The sequence below is a fragment of the Curvibacter sp. EU05-FHT14A10 genome (assembly GCF_058791075.1).
Genome location: NZ_JBYTDE010000015.1, coordinates 1 through 18,554, shown reverse-complemented (window position 1 = coordinate 18,554; position 18,554 = coordinate 1). Strand labels below are relative to the sequence as shown.

Here is an 18,554-nt window from a genome sequence, read left to right as displayed (position 1 = left end):
ACCTGTTTGTCCTCCCTTTTTTGATGCTTTTTTCTGTTCCAAACACGGATGGGTCCGGTGAACGTCGCCTGCATGGGTGGTGCTTTCACACGCCGATACCCATGCGCTGCGATGCCAACCGGTTACGGTGGACGGGCTGCGCACGTTCATGAACTGGATGGGAAACCCGGGGCAGGAGCAGGCCCGAAAGCTCAGCTTGCAGCGCTATCAAGTGCTCGACACCGAAGCCGAGGCCCCTTTTGACGAATTGACCCAGTTGGCCACCCGTTTGCTGGGGGTGTCGACGGCCTTGGTGGGCTTTCTGGATGACCCACGCTGGTGGTTCAAGTCCCGGGTGGGGTTTTCGCTGGAACAATTGCCCCTGGAGCAGTCGTTTTGCCGCGAAATGTTGTCCACAGGTCAAATGCTGACGGTGGATGACGCCAGCATCGACCCCCGTTTTGCCCAGCATCCTCTGGTGTTGGACGGGCCCCAGATCCGCGCCTATGCCGGCGTGCCTTTGATCAATGATGAAGGCCATCTGCTGGGCAGCCTGTGTGCTTTGGATTCTTCGCCACGTCAGTGGCTCGAAGCGGATCGGGTCCAACTGCGTCTGCTGGCCGATCTGGTCATGGCACGCCTGGAATTGCGCCGTCGCCAGATCGAGCTGGCGGCGACCCATCAACGGCTGAGCCACAAGGAGCGCCTAGGGGCGGCCTGTGAACAACAGCTGAACCAGTTGGCCCGTTGGATGCCGACGGCGATCTATCAATTTCGCCTGTCTTCGCCCGGTGTCGGGTCGTTTCCTTTTGCCAGCCATGCGTTCCTGGATCTGTTCGGCTTGGCGCCGGAGGTCTTGAAAGCCGACGCAGCGCCGTTTTTTGAGCAATTGCATGCCGATGACCGCGAAGCGATGAGGCAATCGGTGCTGGCTTGCGAAAAGACGCTGACGCCCTGGTCCATGGAGTTCCGCAGCCATCTGCCAGACGGCCGGCTGGAGTGGTTTCAGGGCAAGTCGAGGCCGACCATGGAGCCTGACGGCTCGGTGCTCTGGCACGGGCTTTTCATCCGAATCTCTGACCGCCGCCGTGCCGAGCAGGAACTGCGCGAGGCCGAGGCACGCTGGAAATTCGCACTCGAGGGGGCTGCTGCCGGGGTCTGGGACTGGAACATCGAAAGCAACGAGCACTATTTTTCGCCTCAGTACCGCGCCTTGTATGGCTACGGCGAGGCTGAAGCGTTGCCGGGCGACGATCCCGATGCCTGGGTGCATCCGGAAGACCTGGCCGCCCACCAGGCGGCCCGCCAGCAGCATTTCGAGGGTGTCGCCCCTTTGTTTCGCAACGAGCACCGGGCACGTTGCCGCGACGGACAATGGAAATGGATCCTCAGCCGTGGTCTGGTGGTGGCCCGGGATGCCCAGGGTTGCCCCTTGCGCATGATCGGGACCCACACCGACATCACCGAACGCAAGTTGACCGATGAGGACAACTTCCGGCGTGCCTACTATGACCCGCTGACCAGCCTGCCCAACCGGGCATTGATGGTGGCCAAGCTGTTCGAGTGGCTGCAGGCTTGCCCGCCCGAAGGGTCGGGTGCCGTCATCCATGTGGATCTTGACGGCTTCAAGCGCCTCAACCATGCGCGAGGCCATGGCCAGGGCGATGTGCTGTTGCGCAGTGTGGCGCGGCGGTTGAGTGAATCGCTGGGCCCGGACGCCATCCTGGCCCGCCTGGGAGCCGACGAGTTCGTGGTGCTGTTGCCACATCTGCCGCGTTCTGCATCGTTGCTTCCGTGGCAACAGGCTCAGGCCCTGGCCGAGCAGTTGCGGGTGGCCTTGCTGCAACCCCTGCCGCTGGGAGACCAGAGCTTCAGCGTGACCGCCAGCCTGGGCGTCACCGTGTGCCCACAACTCGATCAGGGGTCGGATCAGGGGGCCTACCCCGACGCTGAAGATGTGCTGCGCCAGGCTGACGCCGCCATGAACCATGCCAAGGCCACCGGGGCCAACCGGGTGGCCTTGTTCGAGCCCGGTATGCAGACCGAGATCGAAAAGCGGTTTTTGATCGAAGAAGACCTCAAGCACGCGCTGCAGGATCAGCAACTGTCGCTGCACGTGCAACCCCAGTTCAGCACCGGGCAGGTGGTGATCGGGGCCGAATTGTTGATCCGTTGGCAACACCCGGTGCGAGGAGCGGTGTCGCCGGTGGAGTTCATCCCTGTGGCCGAGACCTCGGGCCTGATCGTGCCCCTGGGTGAATGGGTGCTGGAGCAGGCCGTGCAGGCCTTGCTGCAGTTGCAGGCGGCCGGGCTGGCGTTTCCGTTGTCGGTGAACGTGAGCCCCAGGCAGTTCCGCCAGCCTGATTTCGTGGAGCGGGTGCGCGCCCTGTTGCAACGCAGTGGTGCCCCGGCCAACCGCCTGATCTTCGAAATCACCGAAGGCTTGCTGCTGGAGCGTTCAGACAGCGTGCAGTCACAGATGAACGAGCTGATCGCACTGGGCATCCGTTTCTCGATCGATGATTTCGGCACGGGTTTTTCCAGCCTGGGCTACCTCAAGCGGCTGCCGATCCATGAGATCAAGATCGATCGCAGTTTCATCGATGGCATTCCAGAGGATGAAGGCGATGTGGCCATCGTGCGTTCGGTGCTGTTGATGGCGCGCCAGTTCCGGCTGCAGGTGATTGCCGAAGGGGTGGAGAACGAACGCCAGGTGGCGTTCCTGTTTGCCCACGGATGCGATGGGCTGCAGGGGTATCACTTTGCGCGCCCCACCCCCTTGTTGCCCTGGCTGGCCAGCTGTACCCGGGGCGAGGCCCCGGCCTGACGCCGGGACCCGCAGGCCTGCCCTGCACTTCAGTGCATCGGCTGCAGGTTCTGGTTGCGGCTCAGGAACTGGCTCAGTTCCTGATCGGCCATCGGCTTGCCGAAGGCGTAGCCCTGGAAGGCATGGCAGTCGTGGCGTGCGAGAAAGTCTTGCTGGTCACGTGATTCGACGCCTTCTGCGATCACCGCCAGCCCCAGGCTGCGGCCCAGGTTGATGATGGTGCGCACGATGGCCGCGTCGTTGGGATCGGTGAGCACATCGCGCACGAAGGACTGGTCGATCTTGAGCTGGTCCAGCGGCAGGCGCTTGAGGTAGCTGAGGCTGGAGTAGCCGGTGCCAAAGTCGTCCAGCGAGAATCCCACCCCCAGGTTTTTCAACTGACCCATGCGTTCAATGATGGCGTCCATGTCGTCCACCAGCAGGCTTTCGGTCAGCTCCAGCTTGAGCCGGTCCGGTCGGGCTCCGTGGGCGTCCAGTGCGCTGATCACGTGTTGCACAAAATCAGGGTGTTTGAATTGGCGTGAACTGACGTTCACGGCCACGCTCAGGGACTCGGTCTCGACCTGTCCGGCCCAGCGTGCGAGCAGGCTGCAGGCCGTGTCGAGCACCCAGCGCCCGATGGGAATGATCAGCCCGGTATCTTCGGCCAGCGGGATGAACTCGGCAGGTGACACCATGCCGCGCACCGGGTGGCGCCAGCGCACCAGTGCTTCCACCCCACTGACGTGCCGGCCCTGTTCGGTCTGTGGCTGGTAGTGCAGCATCAGCTCGCCCCGGGCCAGTGCCTGGCGCAGTGCCGCTTCCAGGGTGGCGCGGGCACTGACTTCGGCCTGCATGGCCGGGTCGAAGAAGCGCAGCGTGTTGCGCCCGGCCGTCTTGGCCTGGTACATGGCCAGGTCGGCCTGCTTGAGCAGTTCGCTGATGCCGCTGTTGCCATCCATGAAGGGGGCCACGCCAATGCTGCAACTGCTTTCATGCTGTTGGCCGGCCAGCAGGAACGGCGCCGCCATGGTGGCCAGCACCTTGCCCCCGATGCGGCTGGCGTGTTCGATCACGTCCTGGTGGGCCTGGCCCAGGTTTTCCAGCATCACCACGAACTCGTCCCCACCCAGGCGGGCCACCGTGTCCGATTCACGCACGCAGGCGCTCAGGCGCCGCGCCACCTGGCGCAGCAGCTCGTCACCCTGGTCATGGCCCAAGGTGTCGTTGAGGGTTTTGAAGTTGTCCAGATCGATGAACAGCAAGGCCCCGCCTGCGCCGGTGCGTGTGCTGCTGGCGAGTGCATGCTGCAGGCGGTCCATCAACAGCTGGCGGTTGGGCAGTTCGGTCAGGGCATCGAAGAAGGCCAGGCGCTGGATCTGCTGTTCCGCCTGTTTGCGGGCCGTCACATCGGTGTTGATCGACAGAATCGCCTCAGGCGTACCGAAGGCATCGTGCACCAGGGTCCACCGGCTCTCCACGGTGAGCGAGCTGCCATCCTGGCGCTGTTGTTCAATTTCGCCGCTCCATTCGCCGTCTTGCAGCAGGTGCGCGGGATCAAGATCGAAGTGCAGGTGCTCACGTTCGATGCACAGGCCGATCTCGGGGTCCAGGGCCTGGGCGGCGGTGAAGCCGTACAGGCGTTCAGCTCCCTTGTTCCAATAGCTCAGCCCGCCATCGATGCGGCGCACGATGATGGCGTCTTGGGCCTTGTCCAGCAGCGACGCTTGATCGCGGATCTGGCTGTCTGCGGCCAAGCGGGCCAGTTCGGCGCCGGCGCGCGCGGCAAAGATGTGCAGGGCCGACACCAGAAAGCTGGTCTGGGCCAGCGGTCGCTCGAACAGGGCAAACACCAGGCCCACCGGTTCACCGGCCGCGTTGTCCAGGCGCCGGCCCACATAGGCCACCGCCGGCGCGTGCCCCGCCATGCCGGGATAGGCACAGGCCAGTTCTTTGCGCACCAATCCCATGCCGTCTTTCAGCACTTGTTCACAGGGGGTCCCGGCGAGCAGGTAATCGGCTTGGGCGATGGCCTGCCCAGCCACCTGGGCCGCAATCAGGCGCAGGCGAGCGGGTGAGTCTGCCGTGGCCGGTAGCAATCGGGCCACGAAACCGGCCTGCGCATCCAGGGCCTCGGCCATGTTGCGGGCCAGTTGATCGAAGAACGCCGTGCCGGTGCTGGCCGACACGGCCGTGGCCAGCTTCAGTACGGCATGTTGCAGGCGGTTCTGCTCTTCCTGGGCCCGCAGGTTGCTGATGCCAAAGGCCAGATCGTTGGACAGGGACTGGAGCAACTGCTCTTCGGCATGGCTGATCCGGCACGCTTCGTCCGAGTGCAGTGTCAACAGGCCCAGACGGCGAGCGCCGACGCGCAGAGGCAGGCACACCAGGCCGCGCAGCCCATGTTGCAGCGCCTTGGATCTCCAGGCCGCCCAGTCCGGGCTTTGCTGCAGATCCGCCAGGATCAACAGTCGTCCGTCGAGCAAGGCCTGGGCCATGGGGCTTGGCGGGGCATCGGCCTGGTCCAGTTGTTCCAGAAATCCACCACCCTGGCCGTATCGGGCCACGGCCCTGATCTGCTGCTGGGGCTCGTCCAGCCCCAAGTAAGTCACCCAGGCCAGGCGGTAGCCGCCGATGTCGACCAAGGTGCGGGTCACGTCCTCCAGCAGGCCCAGTTCGGTGTTGGCACGCACCAGCGCTTCGTTGCAGGCGCTGAGGGTCAGTTGGGCCCGAGTCAGGCGCTGCTGGTCGCGCGCGGCGCGTTGCCGTTCGGTCACGTCGGTGGCGATCACCAGCCGGGCCGCCTCACCGTCGAAGGTGATGGTGTTGGCTGTCACTTCCACATCCATCAGCGTGCCGTCGCGCCGGCGGTGGCAGCGTGGCGTGTTGATCTGCACGTCACCGCGCTGGATCGATGCCAGTCGCTCCTGACGCGAGGCTTCGCTGTCGTCGACCCAGAATTCGGGCGCCTTCATGTGGCGCAGTTCCTCATGGCTGTAGCCGTAGTGCGCCACCATGGCCTTGTTGGCGGCCAGCATGCGCATGTCACCGATGCTGTGCACCCACATGGGCTGTGGGTTCAGGTCGAAGAGCAATCGGTACTGGGCTTCCGAGGCCTGCAATTTGGCCCCCAGGCGCTGGCGCTGAATCACACCGCCCAGTGTCAGGACCAGGATCTGCAAGTTGGTTTCATCGCGCAGGCTGAAGGCCTCGGGTCGGCCCGAGACCACCCGGATCACCCCCAGCACCTGCTCGCCCGCCTTGAGTGGTGCCACGATCAACGAGCGCACTCCCAGTGCGCGGGCCAGCGAAACCTGGACGCGCGGGTCTTGCTCAGTGTCCTGGCAGCGCACGGTGTTGTTTTGCAGCAGCACCTGGCCTGCCAACGTGTCGTGCAGCGCGATGCGCCGGCCCACATAGGCACTCAGCGTGCCGGCGCAGGCCATGCAGACACAATCCAGCGCGTCCACCAGCTCGACCGAGCTGCCTTCGGCACCGGTCAACTCGGCAGCGCGCCGGGCCATCAACTCCAGAACGCCGTCCAGGTCGAGTTCGGCGTTGGCGATCTCTTGCTGCATGCGCACGATGGCCAGCCGGGTTTCAACCTCACGCTTGCGGGCATCGATGTTCTCCAGGGCCCCCTGCACTGCCACGGTGGTGCCCTGTTCGTCACGCACGGCTTCGCCGATCAGCCGTACCCAGATGGCCTGGCCGTCGGCGCGGCGCAGCATCAGTTCAAGCTCGAACCGGGCGCCCTCGCGCACGCAGGCCCGGTAGGCGGTGTTCAAGCGTTGCTGATCGTCGGGCAGGTAGAAGGCAAAGGCCTGTTCCGCCGTGATGGTGGTTTCGGGACTCACACCATGGATGTGGGCCACTTCGGGCGACCAGACAAACTGGCGATCCGGCAGGGTCAGGATCCACCCGCCGACTTCTGCCACCTGCCCGGCAATGCGCTGGGCCTGTCTTTGCAGTTGCTGCCATTGGCGAGCTTGGCGGTTCTGTGTCTCTGCGTCGTTCCAGCGGGATTGCTGGCGCCCGAACTCCAGCAGCAGCAAGGCTTGCGAGGCCAGGGCGTCCAGGGCTTCGCGTTGTTCGGTGTCCAGCTCTCGTGCCTGCGAATCAGCGACACACAGCATGCCCATGCGTTCGCCGTCACGGCTGCGCAGGTCCACGCCGGCCAGAAAGCACAGGCCGGGCGGCCCCTGCACCCAGGGGTGGCCGGCCCAGGCCGGGTCCTGTTGCGGAGAAAACTGGCGGATCGTCCCGTCTGCGGCCTCGGACCATGCGGCATGCAATGCACTTGTCCACCGCATGGGGCCCAGTGTGACCCCGGTGCCGGCCACCACCACGGGGACCTGGTCCTGCCACACCGCAAACCAGGCCTGGCGCGTACCGCACAAGGTGGCTGCCAGGCGCACCAGACGATCAAAGTGGGGGGCAGTGGCCAGATCGGGCAGGTGGGGGGTTGACGCTGCGGAGACCGGACGGGTGTCCGTGCTCATGACCGTGCCCGAGCGGCACATCGAAGATGGCACTGGAGACCGGTCGGCAGGGCCGGCTGCCCAGGCGAGAGGGAATAATCAATGAAGGCGCTCAAACGGACAACTCACAGCCCTTGCGAAAAAGTAAAGCAAGGAAATTGTGACCAATGGTTTCAGATGGCAGAGGGGTCGTCAATTGGGGCTCGACACAGGACTGACATTTTTGCAACGGAATCCAGCAGCAGCGTTTTTGGGGCGAGTGTGTTACATTGCGGGATCGCCCTTGGCGACTGACTGCGCCTGTTCACTGGTTGAGCGGATGCGCCCACCCCCGGCAGAGGGGGTTGTCGGTCCAGCCCTGCTTGTGGCGTGTCCGTCAGCTCACGCACCATGCGGGGCGCTGGCGGCTTTCCCCTTCTGTTGACGCTGCCACTGCTGGCGCGTTGCCGGGTTCGCGCCAGTTGTGGCCGGGTTCTCTGGTTGTTCAGGACGGGCTCCCTAGGCATTTGGGGCTGCCAGTATTTTTTGTCCGGGACCATTTGGTCACAGCTGACCCAGGTCTTTTCAACCCCTTGATGATTTTCAACTCGAACTCAACAACTGCTTCAGACCCCATTCAGATGGGCAAGTACCGAATTGCTGCCTGCGCCCGCGAACTGGAAGACGGCGCTTTTGCCTCCCAGGTTTCCATCGCCAGTGGCCGTGGCAGCGCCAGTACCGACCGGGTGATGCGTTTCACCCCCCAGTTTTCGACACGTGCCGCTGCTTCGGGCTATGCCATCGAACAGGGCATCCAATGGGTACGCGACCTTGCGCGCCCTCAACTCCTGACACCGTAATTAAAGGAAAGCACCATGGCCAAGGAAGAGCTGATTGAAATGATGGGTGTTGTGAACGAAGTGCTGCCTGACACGCGTTTCCGTGTCACGCTGGACAACGGTCACGAACTGATTGCCTATTCGGCCGGCAAGATGCGCAAGAACCACATCCGCATTCTGGCTGGCGACAAGGTGTCGCTGGAACTGTCGCCCTATGACCTGAGCAAGGGCCGCATCAAGTTCCGCCACATCGAAGGCCGTGGCCCGATGGTGCCGCGCCGTCCGCGTTGATCGCTGCCAAGGGCTGAGTCGCTTCAGCCCAAGGTCTTTCAGCGATTGAGCTGTCAGGCCATCCATGACCAGTCTGCCTTGCGTGCGGGCGTGGTTGCAAACCCCACCTGGCGTGGGGTTTCGTGTTTTCAGGGACGCTTCAGTGGCGATGCCCAGCTCAGGGCCACACCGTGGCTGAGTTCAAAAGGCAGTTCGACCGGTTGGGCTGCGGGTTCGCCGCGCAACACCAGGGTGCAGGGTCCTTCGCCGCGTGTGGCCAGGCGGTGTTTCAGTGCCTGGGCCCGTGCATTGCCCGCCTCGTCCGGGGCAGGGCTTTGCAAGCGCAACTCGGTGGCCCCCAAGAACAGGCTGATTTGCTGCACGCCTTCGTCGAGCAACACAGGGCCGGCTTGAAGATCGGGACCCAACAAGGCCTGGTAGCGTGTCAGCGAGGTTGGCAAGGCCTGCACGGCGATGTCCAGTCTGGCCACGCCCAGGCTGCCATTGGGGTGCAAACGATCGGCTGGCAACTCGGACACCCGCAGCGCCCGCGGGCTGATGTCACCGCACAGAAACGGCAGGTCGGGGCTGGCATGGCGCGCAGTCTGCCAGCGCAGTTGGGCCCCGTCGGGGCGCAGGCGGGCGCCGTCAAAGGGGCCCTCCAGGCTGAGCAGGCCACGGGCGCGCGCCGCGTTCAACACCTCGGTGGTGTCGCCGGGCAGCAGGGCGAAGTCGACCAGGCCTTCGCCGGCATTTTGCAAGGTGTTGTACCAGCGCTCCTGGGGGGCTGGGCCCTCCCAGGCGATCAGTTCCAGGTAGCTGCCGTCCTGGAACACCACCAGCGCGTTGTGCGAGGTGCGTCCGTTGTGCCGCCCACCGATCAAGACCTGAAAGCCCAGCGCCCGGTAGTCGGTGATGGCCTGATCCAGCCTGTGCACGGCAATGACGATGTGATCGAGTGGCAGGGGCATGGCGGTTCTTTCTAGTCGTCGAGTTTCAGATGGGTCTGGCGCACGAACAAACCCCAGCGTTCATATTCATCCTTCAGGTGGCGGTCGAGGGCTGGGCCGTCGGTGGCCATCACCTCAAAACCTGCCAGGCTGAGTTTCTGGTGGATGTCCGGGCTGTTGAGTGTGGCCTGAAAAGCGTCGGTCAGTTGCCGTACCGTGGCTGCGGCCGTGCCCGAGGGGGCAAAGATCCCGATCCACGAATAGGCCTCGAAGCCGGGATAGCCCGATTCGGCCACGGTGGGGACCTCGGGCAGTTCCGGCAGGCGTCGTGCCCCGGTGACGGCCAGTGCCTTGAGTTTGCCGGCTGCAATCTGACTGCGCAGCGCGGCATAGCTCAGCAGGGTCAGGCTGGTCACATCGCCGAGCACGGCCTGCACCGCCGGGCCGCCGCCGCCGAAAGGCACGTGCAGCACAAAGATGCCGGCGCGCCGCTTGAGGTCTTCCATCACCAGGTGGTTCATCGAACCCAGCCCGGTGGAGGCATAGCTGAATTTCCCGGGCGCTTTGCGGGCCGCTTCGATGAAGCCGCGCAGATCACGCGCCGGTACTGAAGCCGATGCAGCAATCACCAAAGGGAAACGCAAGGCCAGCGACACGCCCGTGAAATCCTTGAATGTGTCGTACGGCAGGCGTGGTTTGGCGATTGGGTTGATGGCATGGGTGTCGAAGCTGACCAGCAGGGTGTTGCCATCGGGGGCTGATTTGGCGACGTATTGCGTGGCCACCTGGCTGGCGGCCCCCGGGCGGTTTTCGATCACCACGGGACGGCCAAGCTTCTCGGACAGGCGCGGCTGCAGGATGCGCGCCGCGATGTCGGTGCTGCCTCCCGGTGGAAAGGTGATCACCAGCTTGAGCGGGGTGTCGCTGTCGGCTCGGGCCACGGGCGACAGCGCCAGGGCGGCTGCGCCCAGCAGGCTCAGGGCGTGGCGGCGGTGCAGAGGGAGGTCGGACATGGGCAGACTCCTGGTGGGTGGCAATGTTGGAGAGGGGTCAACCCATCCACTGGCTGACAGGTACGGCAGTGTCCTGCAATTCCTGCGAGATCACGTCGACCAGGGCGGGGCCGTCGTGCATGAGGGCGGCCTTGAGCGCGGCTTCGAGTTCGGATGGGTCTTCCACCCGCCAGGCCTTCACCCCAAAGGCTTCGGCCACGCGGGCGTGCTGGGTGCGGTTGAAGTCGACTGAAAAATAGCGCTGTTCATAGCCCGTCTTCTGGCTGGCCTTGATCCAGCCATACACCGAGTTGGAAAACACAATCATCTTCAGCGGGACGTTGCGCCGGACGATGGTCTCCAGTTCGCCGCAGGTGAAGCCGAAGCTGCCGTCACCCATGACCGACACCACCACCGAGTCAGGCTGCCCGAAGGCCGCCCCCACGCCGGCTGACATTGAAAAGCCCAGCGCGCCGTGCGCCCGGTTGGTGATGAAATGCCGCCCTGCCTGGGGGGCATTGAAGTAGGCCGAAAAGTAAGGGCAAGGTGTGCCCGGATCGGCCACCACGATGGCCCGGGCCGGCAGCAGCCGGTTGAGCAGATCGACCACCCGCTCGGGCTTGATCGGGCGGTCCAGCGAAGCGGCCAGCGGGGCAAAGAAAGCCTGCTTTTCAGCCCGTGCCCGGGCGGCCAGGGCTCGGCCATCGGCCACATCAGCCGGTCGCCGGGCGGCCCGCTGGGCCACCGCGGCTGCCAAGGCCTGCAGGCCCAGCAGGGCATCGCCCACCAGAGCGACGTCGGTGCGGTAGTTGGTGGCAATGGTCATGGGGTCCACGTCCAGGTGCACGATGGTGACGCTGCGCGGCGGCATCTGCCAGTGCTCGGTGGTGGTCGAGCCGGCGCGGCAGCCCACAAACAGCACCAGGTCGGCTTGCGCCACCACGGCGCGGGTGGCGGCCACGCCGCCGTTGGTGCCCACCACCCCGGCATTCAGGGGGTGCGTGTCGGCCAGGCTGCCCTGGCCACTCACGGTGGTGCACACCGGCGCGTTGAGGTGGGTGGCCAAGGTGGCCAGGGCCTCGCAGGCGCCAGCAATCACCACCCCGCCGCCGCAGATGATCACGGGGGAGCGAGCGGCCACCAGGCGCTCGGCCGCCTGCTCGATGGCCACCGGATCGGGCGCGCTGCGGTAGGCCGGTACGTGGTCGTGCCCGGGCTGGGCCCAGACATCGGCAGGGTCGAGCGCATGCTTTTGCACGTCGTAAGGCAAGGCGATGTGGGCCGCCCCGGGGCGGCCCGTGGTCATGGCCCGAAAGGCGCTGCGCACCGCGCCGGGGATCTGGTCCACCCGGTCGATGGTGGTGTTCCACTTGGTCAGCGGCTTGTACAGCGCCTGCTGATCCAATTCGGTCAGCGGAAACTTGCCACGGGCCCCCACCGACACATCGGAGGTGATGCCCAGCACCGGCACCGACGACTCATTCGCTTCCACCAGGCCCGGCAACAGGTAAGTGGCGCCGCCGCCACTGGGGCCTTCGCACACGCCCACCTTGCCAGTCACCCGGGCATAGCCGTCGGCCATGTAGCCGGCACTGCGTTCGTCGCGCGTCAGGATGTGGTCGATGCCGTGGTCCAACCGGGCCATCGCGTCATAGAAAGGCAGGCTGGTATCACCGCACAGGCCGAAGATGTGCTTCACCCCATTGAGTTGCAGCATGCGCACCAGGCCGTCGGCGCCGTTGAAAGAAGAGCTCATGGACCATCCATTGCGTGAAAGTGGGGCTGCTGCCAGCAGCGGGTTGGCCTCGAAAGGCATGTTTCGATTTAAGTATACTTAAATCAGGCGACGCGTCCAGAGGCACAATCCAGACCCATGAAAGCCCCCATTTCCTCGATCCGGCGCGAACGCGGCAGCGGTGTGTTCAATACCTTGCGTGAGATGGCCATCAGCTGCCAGCTCAAGCCGGGCGAACGCTTGAGCGAGATTGAACTGGCGGCCCGCCTGGGTGTCAGCCGAACCCCCGTGCGCGAGGCACTCAACCGGCTGGTGACCGAGGGGTTTCTGCAGCCCTGCTCGCGGGGTTTCATGCGGCGCCCGCTGGATGTGCAGGAGACGCTCGATCTGTACGAGGCGCGGGTGGCGGTGGAACGCGAATGCCTGCGCCTGGCCCTGTTGCGTGGCACCCCCGAGCAACTGGATGAAACACAGGCTTTTTTGAGCCACAGCCGTGGCGTGCCTGCCGATACGCCCATGGCTGAGTTGGTTGCCCTCGACGAAGCTTTTCACCAGCGTCTTGCCGCCATGTCGGGCAACGCTGAGTTGCAGCGCATGCTGGCGAGCCTGAACGACCGCATCCGTTTCATCCGTTGGATTGACATGGAGCACGTGGGCCGTGACTCCACCCAGCAAGAACATCAGGCCATCCTGGAGGCCTTGCGCCGTCGCGATGCGGCGGCGGCCGAACAAGGCTTGAGTGAGCACATTGCCCTGCGCCGTGACCAGATTGCCGAGGCCATCCGCCTGGCGCTGGCCCGTCTCGAAGCCGCCTGACGCAAGGCCGGCGGCATCGGCTCAGTCGCTGAACCACACCCCTTTGGCGATGGCTGCGGCATTGATGCCGCCATAGGCAGCCAAGGCCAAAGCCTGGGCCGCAAACACCCCGGCCAGCCCCCAGCCGGCGCGCCAGGCCAACCAGCCGCCCGCCGCTGCAATCACCAGCCGAGCGATGTTGCCCAGCACCGGCCACAGCAGGCGCCCCGCCCCTTGCGAAGCAAAGTACAGGATCAGACCCAGGCCGAACAGCCCATACACCGGCCCCACGATGCGCAGGTATTGCGCCCCCACCGCCTGCATGCCGGCATCGCTGTCGAACAGCGACAACCAGGCGTGTGGAAAGGCCGCGGCTGCCAGCCCGATCAGCTCGCACAGGGTCACCGCCATGGCCGCCCCGATCCAGGTGGCGCGCAAGGCCCGGTCACGCCGCCCTGCCCCCATCGCTGTCCCCACCATGGCGACCAGCGGCCCCCCGAAGCCAAACACCAGCGGGACCAGCAGGTACTCCAGCCGCGATGCCGTGCCATAGCCGGCAATGGCCTCAGGCCCGAAGCGCCCGGCCAACCCGGTGGCTATCGCGATGGCCACATTGGTCGCCACCGTTGAGATTGCACCGGCCAGGCCCACGCGCAAGATGTCACTGAACAAAGGCCAGCGCAGTCTCGCATCGGCCCAGGTGGGGCGCAGCAGGCTGCGGGGCGACAGCAACCACAGACCCAGCGCCACCGAGCCGCCTGCGTAATACAGCAGCAGAGCCAGGGCGCCGCCGGCAATGCCCATGGCCGGCACCGGGCCCCAGCCGAAAATCAGCAGCGGTGACACCGGCAGCAGCAGCAGCGTGCCCACGCTGATCACCTGAGCCGGCAGGGCCATGTTGCCGGTGCCCCGGATCACCGAGGCCAGCGAGTTGAACAACCACACCAGCACGGCGCCGGCAAACACCCAGTTCGAGTAGGTCAGCGCGGCTTGAAGCGACCCTCCCTGTCCGCCCATGGCGGCATACAGGGGGGCTCCACCCAGCAGCGCCGCCGCCGTGAAGGCCAGGCCGAACAGGCCCGACAACACCAGCGCATGAAACACCAGCGCGTGGGCATCGTGGCGCCGATGGGCGCCCAGCGCCCGGGCAATGGCCGAGGCAATGCCCCCGCCCATGGCGCCGGCCGACATCATCTGCATCAACATCACCACCGGAAACACCAGCGCCATGCCCGCCAGCGCATCGGTGCCCAGCCGGCCCACAAACCAGGTTTCGATCAGGCCAGCGGCGGCCTGGGCCACCATCACGACCACATTGGGAGCGGCCAGGCGCAGCAAGGTGGGCGCGATCGGCCCTTCCAGCAGCAGCCGGGTGCGCGGGTCCATGGCTGGGGGCTGGGTGGGGGCCGCCGTAGCGGCGGTGGTGGCGGTGGCCAGGGCAGGTCTGGGATGCATGGTGTCTCGATGGCCAACGGACCGAAGGGCCTTGGCTTAAATAGATGTATATGCATCAATTATGGGTGACTTGTCCATTTCCTGCTGGCGCGCGCAAGACACGGGTCCGCGCGCGCCGGATCAGGGGGGCTTGGACGGCAGGCCGATCAGCCTGGGGCGGCTGCAGAGTCGACCTTGTGCAGAAAGGCCAGCGTCACGCGTGGGCTGGCGTTGAGCAGCTTGGCCAGTTCCTCGATGTCGCTGCCCAGAGCCGGGTTGTCCCAGCCTTTCATGGTGTGGCGGGCCAGGCGTGAGGCCAGCACCACGTTCTGCACACTGGGGTGATCGGCATGCTTGCCGTCACTGATGCGGATCAGCAGCCGGGGCAGGTGCCACAGGCGCAGCAGCGCCTGACGCAGGTCGTCGAGTTCGACATTGAGCAGGCTGCGCTGCGCCAGCACGCTGCGCAGACCCGGGTCGCGTTGCTGGGCATGGCGCACCTGCAGCATCAGGTCAGGCGCATGGCACCACATCAGCAACTCTGCGAAGTCGTGCAGAAAGGCGGCCTCGTGGATCATGTCGATGTCGGTGTCACTGCGGTGCACAGCAAAAGCCATGGCGAAATGGGCCGCGCGCTCGCTGCGTTGCAGCACCTCGTACAGGGCCTCCAGTGCCTCGGGCTGTTCACGCAGGCGATCCTCGACCGTGGGTTGTGGCCCGAATCGGTTGAAGAACGGCGTGATGCCTGTCATGACCAGCGCACTGGTGATGCTCTCGGTTTCCGTGTCGTCTTCATCGCGGCGCAGTGTCGCCACATGGGCCATGAACTTCACCGTCATCAAGGGGTCGGCGCGCAGCACCGGCCCCAGGTCGCCAGGCCCGATGTCGTCCTCGCGGGCCCGCAGTTCCTCCAAGGCCTGGGCCGTGCTGGCCAGCACCGGAATTTCGGCCCGCATGAAGTGCCGTACCCAGGTGCGCAGGTCGCGCAAAGGCCACTTCAGGAACACGGGGGCCGGCGTTTCATCGCTGGCGTGGGGGGCGGTGATGTCCATCGGTGGATTGGGCAGGGGAGAGTCCGGCTAGTGTCATTTTGTGACTGCCGCAGGTCAAGGTCTTCGTGGGACCGTGCTTACCCTGGCCTCCCGTGTTCGACGGCCCGGGTTGTCAGACCCGGGCTTGCATGGGTTGCCAGCGCCAGCCGGCCTCTTCCTGAGCCGCCCCATCGATCACAAAGCCCAGCTTTTCGTAGGCCGCCACCGCATTGAGCGAGGCATTCACCGTGAACGGTGCCGTGTCGGCCTGCTGCTGGAGTGCGTGTTCGCGCGCCACCTGCCACAGGGCACGGGCGATGCCCCGGCCTTGCCAGCGTGGGCGCACGAACAGGTACTGCAGCTTGCGCACGCCCTGCAGGGCGATCACGCCGCAGGGGTCGCCGCCTTCGGCGTCCAGCGCCACCCAGAACGGCTGCTGTCCATCGCCCAGGCGCTGGCGCAGCCCGGCCCGCGCGTAGCTCGCCAGCACCCGATCACGGGCACTGGCTTCCAGCGTGGGCCAGATCGAGCGGATGGTGGCAGCCACCATCAGGGCCTGGATCGCATCGGTGTCACCCGGGCCCGCGGGCCGGATGGGCCAGGCCAAGGCACTCTGTGGCTCGCGCGCGCTCATGCGTCCACCTTGGCATTCGTTTCGGCATCCCGCGCCGGGCGACGCTCCTGCAAGCGGTTGGCCACGCTGATCACGGCCTGGATCGAGGCGGTCACGATGTTGTGGCTCATGCCCACACCAAAGCCGCTGCCGGCCACGCCTTCGAGTGCGGCCTCGACGATGGCCAACGCCTGGGCATCGGCACCGCTGCCGGTGGCGCGTTCTTCGTAGCTGTCCACCCGCATCGGCAGACCCAAGGCATCCACGGTGGCGGCAATCGGGCCGTTGCCCTGACCAGACAGGCGTTGGCGCACGCCCTGGATGCTCAGGTCCAGCTCGATGCCCTGGCCGCTGCTGTCCAGGGTGTGGCCGTGGTACTGGATGGCATCGGTGCCGCTGCTGCTGCCGCGCAGATAGGTGTGACGGAACAAGGTCCAGATGTCTTCGCCATTGATCTCGGTTTCGCTGGCATCGGTCTGGCGTTGCACCACCGCGCTGAACTCGACCTGCATGCGGCGCGGCATCACCACGCCACGCTCGCGCTCCAGCAAGAAGGCGATACCGCCCTTGCCCGATTGGCTGTTCACCCGGATCACGCTGTCATAGGTGCGGCCGAGGTCGGCCGGGTCGATCGGCAAGTAGGGCACCTCCCACAGGCCGTTCGGGTCCTGGGCGGCAAAACCCTTCTTGATCGCATCCTGGTGCGAGCCCGAAAACGCCGTGAAGACCAGGTCGCCTGCATAGGGGTGGCGGGGGTGCACCGGGATCGAGGTGCACTCTTCGGCCACACGGGCCACGGCGGTGATGTCCGAAAAATCGAGCTGAGGGTGTACGCCCTGGGTGTACAGATTGAGCGCCAGCGTCACGATGTCCACATTGCCGCAGCGCTCGCCGTTGCCGAACAGGCAGCCTTCCACCCGGTCGGCGCCCGCCATCATGGCGAACTCGGCCGCCGCCACGCCTGTGCCCCGGTCGTTGTGCGGGTGCACCGACAACACAATGTGCTCACGTGGCACCAGGTGGCGGTGCATCCATTCAATCTGGTCGGCAAACACGTTGGCGGTGGCGTTCTCCACGGTGGTGGGCAGGTTGATGATCACCTCCCTGCCCGGGCCCGCGCCCCAGCTGTTGATGGCCGTGTGGCAGGCCTGGAGCGACACTTCGAGCTCGGTGGCGCTGAAGGTCTCGGGCGAGTACTGCAAGGTCCAGCGGGTGTCGGGCTGGGCGTCGGTGAGCTGCTTGAGGTAGCCCACGTGGTGGGCAATCAGGCCCATCACCTGCGGCACGCTCATGCCGAACACGATGCGGCGCCAGGCGGGTGCGGTGGCGTTGTACAGGTGCACGATGGCACGTGGGGCGCCTTTCACGGCCAGCACCGTGCGGGCAATCAGGTCTTCGCGCGACTGGGTCATGACCATGATGGTCACGTCATCGGGAATCAGCTTTTCCTCGATGAGCTTGCGCACAAAGTCAAAGTCGGTCTGCGAGGCGGCTGGGAAGCCCACCTCGATCTGCTTGAAGCCGATGCGCACCAACTCCATGAACAGACTCATCTTGCGCTCGGCGTTCATCGGCTCGAACAAGGCCTGGTTGCCATCGCGCAAGTCGGTGGACAACCACAAGGGGGCCTGGGTGATGGTGCGCGAGGGCCACTGGCGATCAGCGAGGGCGATCGGGGCAAAAGGGGCGTACTTGGCAGACGGGTTGGCAATCATGTCGGGCTCCACGAACAGTTGGCGGCGCCTGGGTGTCCGGGCGCGGCCGCAAGGGTCGAAACAAAGAAAACTAAGAGAAGGCGACGACATCCCCTGCAGCCCTTTGCGCTAGGCAAAGGCTGGTTCGTGGGCCGGGGTCAGGGGGAAGTCTTGGAAGAGCGCGAAGCTCAGGACACGAACGCGAGCAGACCCCGGCCGAGCACTAGGCTTAGCTTCAGGGAGGTGGTTTGCTGGCGTTGCATGGGCGAAATGCTATCACAGCTTTTTTCTAAGGGCCTGCGTACCCTGCCTATCGCTGCGATAGCCGCTTCGACGTAGCGCCTGCTTTCGCCCGGGGCCGGGGGGCGCCCGCCCGCAAATTAGGGCGCGCAGGCCCTTGTGGCGGTGCCTCGCGCCTCGTGCAGCAGGCGCCGGCCCGTTGCACGCAGCGCGACGTGGCGCTTGCCATCGCCATCTGCCGTGCGCTCAACCAGCCCTGTCTTCTCCAGCGGCAGCAGCCGAAGCAGCAAGTGCGAGGCGGACATCCGCAAGCTGCGTGCCAGCGCCGCCGTGGGCATAGCGCTGCCGGCGGCATCCAGCACCGTCAGCAGCACGAAATCGGTCCACGACAGGCCGTGATGTGTGCCGAGTTCATCGTCGAGCTTGAACACGATCGCCGAGTGCTCCAGGTGTCGATCCACGCAGGCCTGCAAGGCTTCTTCGCTCATGGTGCCAGCCCTTGCAGTTCGCGGTGAATCTGCTCCAACGCTTTCAGTTCGCCCGCATAGTCGAAACTCTCATCCTGGCGTTCCTTCACGAGTTCCAGCACTTCGAAGGCGAGTCCGTCCTCGCCGCTGCAATTCCACCCGGCCTGCAGCTTGAGGTTGCCCCTGAAAATCGGAGTGCATAACCGGTCTTCAAGCGGCAGATTTGTGCTGCGCCGCCAACCAGCGATT

Annotated in this window: 14 protein-coding genes; 4 read left to right on the top strand and 10 right to left on the bottom strand. The window is 65.3% G+C overall.

What is annotated here, in order from left to right:
* Positions 1-148: 148 nt before the first annotated feature.
* Positions 149-2,806 (top strand): sensor domain-containing phosphodiesterase, encoded by a 2,658-nt coding sequence (locus AC3WUT_RS23355; RefSeq protein ID WP_492349468.1) that lies wholly within the window; start codon positions 149-151, stop codon positions 2,804-2,806.
* A gap of 29 nt (positions 2,807-2,835) precedes the next feature.
* Here AC3WUT_RS23355 and AC3WUT_RS23350 read toward each other — a convergent pair whose 3' ends face one another.
* Positions 2,836-7,287 (bottom strand): EAL domain-containing protein, encoded by a 4,452-nt coding sequence (locus AC3WUT_RS23350; RefSeq protein WP_492349467.1) that lies wholly within the window; start codon positions 7,285-7,287, stop codon positions 2,836-2,838.
* Positions 7,288-7,886: 599 nt separating this feature from the next.
* Here AC3WUT_RS23350 and AC3WUT_RS23345 point away from each other — a divergent pair.
* Both AC3WUT_RS23345 and infA read left to right on the top strand, forming a co-directional pair.
* Complete coding sequence (locus AC3WUT_RS23345; RefSeq protein ID WP_027474877.1) at positions 7,887-8,105, top strand: DUF6566 family protein; 219 nt, start codon at positions 7,887-7,889, stop codon at positions 8,103-8,105.
* A gap of 15 nt (positions 8,106-8,120) precedes the next feature.
* Positions 8,121-8,375, top strand: a complete 255-nt coding sequence (gene infA, locus AC3WUT_RS23340; protein ID WP_019573714.1) for a translation initiation factor IF-1 — start codon at positions 8,121-8,123, stop codon at positions 8,373-8,375.
* A gap of 128 nt (positions 8,376-8,503) precedes the next feature.
* On the opposite strand, the gene AC3WUT_RS23335 is transcribed toward infA, so the two are convergent.
* The 3 genes from AC3WUT_RS23335 to AC3WUT_RS23325 are packed head-to-tail and all read right to left on the bottom strand — an operon-like array spanning position 8,504 to position 12,052.
* The gene (locus AC3WUT_RS23335) at positions 8,504-9,325 is read right to left on the bottom strand and encodes a VOC family protein (protein WP_492349466.1); all 822 of its coding nucleotides are present in this window, start codon (positions 9,323-9,325) and stop codon (positions 8,504-8,506) included.
* Positions 9,326-9,336: 11 nt separating this feature from the next.
* Positions 9,337-10,317 carry a tripartite tricarboxylate transporter substrate binding protein gene (locus AC3WUT_RS23330; protein WP_492349465.1) on the bottom strand — a complete coding sequence of 327 codons (981 nt, stop codon included), beginning with the start codon at positions 10,315-10,317 and terminating at the stop codon, positions 9,337-9,339.
* A 37-nt stretch (positions 10,318-10,354) separates the two neighbouring features.
* Positions 10,355-12,052 (bottom strand): thiamine pyrophosphate-binding protein, encoded by a 1,698-nt coding sequence (locus AC3WUT_RS23325; protein ID WP_492349464.1) that lies wholly within the window; start codon positions 12,050-12,052, stop codon positions 10,355-10,357.
* A 117-nt stretch (positions 12,053-12,169) separates the two neighbouring features.
* Here AC3WUT_RS23325 and AC3WUT_RS23320 point away from each other — a divergent pair, with 117 nt between their 5' ends.
* Positions 12,170-12,847, top strand: a complete 678-nt coding sequence (locus AC3WUT_RS23320) for a GntR family transcriptional regulator (protein ID WP_492349463.1) — start codon at positions 12,170-12,172, stop codon at positions 12,845-12,847.
* 21 nt (positions 12,848-12,868) lie between these two features.
* On the opposite strand, the gene AC3WUT_RS23315 is transcribed toward AC3WUT_RS23320, so the two are convergent.
* The 6 genes from AC3WUT_RS23315 to AC3WUT_RS23290 form a co-directional block, all read right to left on the bottom strand.
* A complete protein-coding gene (locus tag AC3WUT_RS23315; protein ID WP_492349585.1) occupies positions 12,869-14,212 on the bottom strand; it encodes an MATE family efflux transporter in 1,344 nt (447 codons plus the stop codon).
* A 215-nt stretch (positions 14,213-14,427) separates the two neighbouring features.
* Complete coding sequence (locus AC3WUT_RS23310; RefSeq protein ID WP_492349462.1) at positions 14,428-15,312, bottom strand: HDOD domain-containing protein; 885 nt, start codon at positions 15,310-15,312, stop codon at positions 14,428-14,430.
* Positions 15,313-15,424: 112 nt separating this feature from the next.
* Positions 15,425-15,925 (bottom strand): GNAT family N-acetyltransferase, encoded by a 501-nt coding sequence (locus AC3WUT_RS23305; protein WP_492349461.1) that lies wholly within the window; start codon positions 15,923-15,925, stop codon positions 15,425-15,427.
* The gene (gene leuA, locus AC3WUT_RS23300) at positions 15,922-17,619 is read right to left on the bottom strand and encodes a 2-isopropylmalate synthase (protein ID WP_492349460.1); all 1,698 of its coding nucleotides are present in this window, start codon (positions 17,617-17,619) and stop codon (positions 15,922-15,924) included. Before leuA ends, AC3WUT_RS23305 begins: the two co-directional genes overlap by 4 nt.
* 359 nt (positions 17,620-17,978) lie before the next feature.
* Positions 17,979-18,326, bottom strand: a complete 348-nt coding sequence (locus AC3WUT_RS23295) for a MarR family transcriptional regulator (RefSeq protein ID WP_492349459.1) — start codon at positions 18,324-18,326, stop codon at positions 17,979-17,981.
* On the bottom strand, positions 18,323-18,554 hold a 232-nt coding region (locus tag AC3WUT_RS23290), incomplete at its 5' end, for a GIY-YIG nuclease family protein (protein ID WP_492349458.1). The genes AC3WUT_RS23290 and AC3WUT_RS23295, both read right to left, overlap by 4 nt.

What these genes read in the sequence shown, in the direction of transcription:
- AC3WUT_RS23325 (WP_492349464.1), bottom strand. Translation starts at nt 12,052, where the DNA reads ATGAGCTCTTCTTTCAACGGCGCCGACGGCCTGGTGCGCATGCTGCAA.
- AC3WUT_RS23305 (WP_492349461.1), bottom strand. Translation starts at nt 15,925, where the DNA reads ATGAGCGCGCGCGAGCCACAGAGTGCCTTGGCCTGGCCCATCCGGCCC.
- leuA (WP_492349460.1), bottom strand. Translation starts at nt 17,619, where the DNA reads ATGATTGCCAACCCGTCTGCCAAGTACGCCCCTTTTGCCCCGATCGCC.
- AC3WUT_RS23320 (WP_492349463.1), top strand. Translation starts at nt 12,170, where the DNA reads ATGAAAGCCCCCATTTCCTCGATCCGGCGCGAACGCGGCAGCGGTGTG.
- AC3WUT_RS23295 (WP_492349459.1), bottom strand. Translation starts at nt 18,326, where the DNA reads ATGAGCGAAGAAGCCTTGCAGGCCTGCGTGGATCGACACCTGGAGCAC.
- AC3WUT_RS23310 (WP_492349462.1), bottom strand. Translation starts at nt 15,312, where the DNA reads ATGGACATCACCGCCCCCCACGCCAGCGATGAAACGCCGGCCCCCGTG.
- infA (WP_019573714.1), top strand. Translation starts at nt 8,121, where the DNA reads ATGGCCAAGGAAGAGCTGATTGAAATGATGGGTGTTGTGAACGAAGTG.
- AC3WUT_RS23345 (WP_027474877.1), top strand. Translation starts at nt 7,887, where the DNA reads ATGGGCAAGTACCGAATTGCTGCCTGCGCCCGCGAACTGGAAGACGGC.
- AC3WUT_RS23335 (WP_492349466.1), bottom strand. Translation starts at nt 9,325, where the DNA reads ATGCCCCTGCCACTCGATCACATCGTCATTGCCGTGCACAGGCTGGAT.
- AC3WUT_RS23315 (WP_492349585.1), bottom strand. Translation starts at nt 14,212, where the DNA reads ATGGACCCGCGCACCCGGCTGCTGCTGGAAGGGCCGATCGCGCCCACC.
- AC3WUT_RS23330 (WP_492349465.1), bottom strand. Translation starts at nt 10,317, where the DNA reads ATGTCCGACCTCCCTCTGCACCGCCGCCACGCCCTGAGCCTGCTGGGC.
- AC3WUT_RS23355 (WP_492349468.1), top strand. Translation starts at nt 149, where the DNA reads ATGAACTGGATGGGAAACCCGGGGCAGGAGCAGGCCCGAAAGCTCAGC.
- AC3WUT_RS23350 (WP_492349467.1), bottom strand. Translation starts at nt 7,287, where the DNA reads ATGAGCACGGACACCCGTCCGGTCTCCGCAGCGTCAACCCCCCACCTG.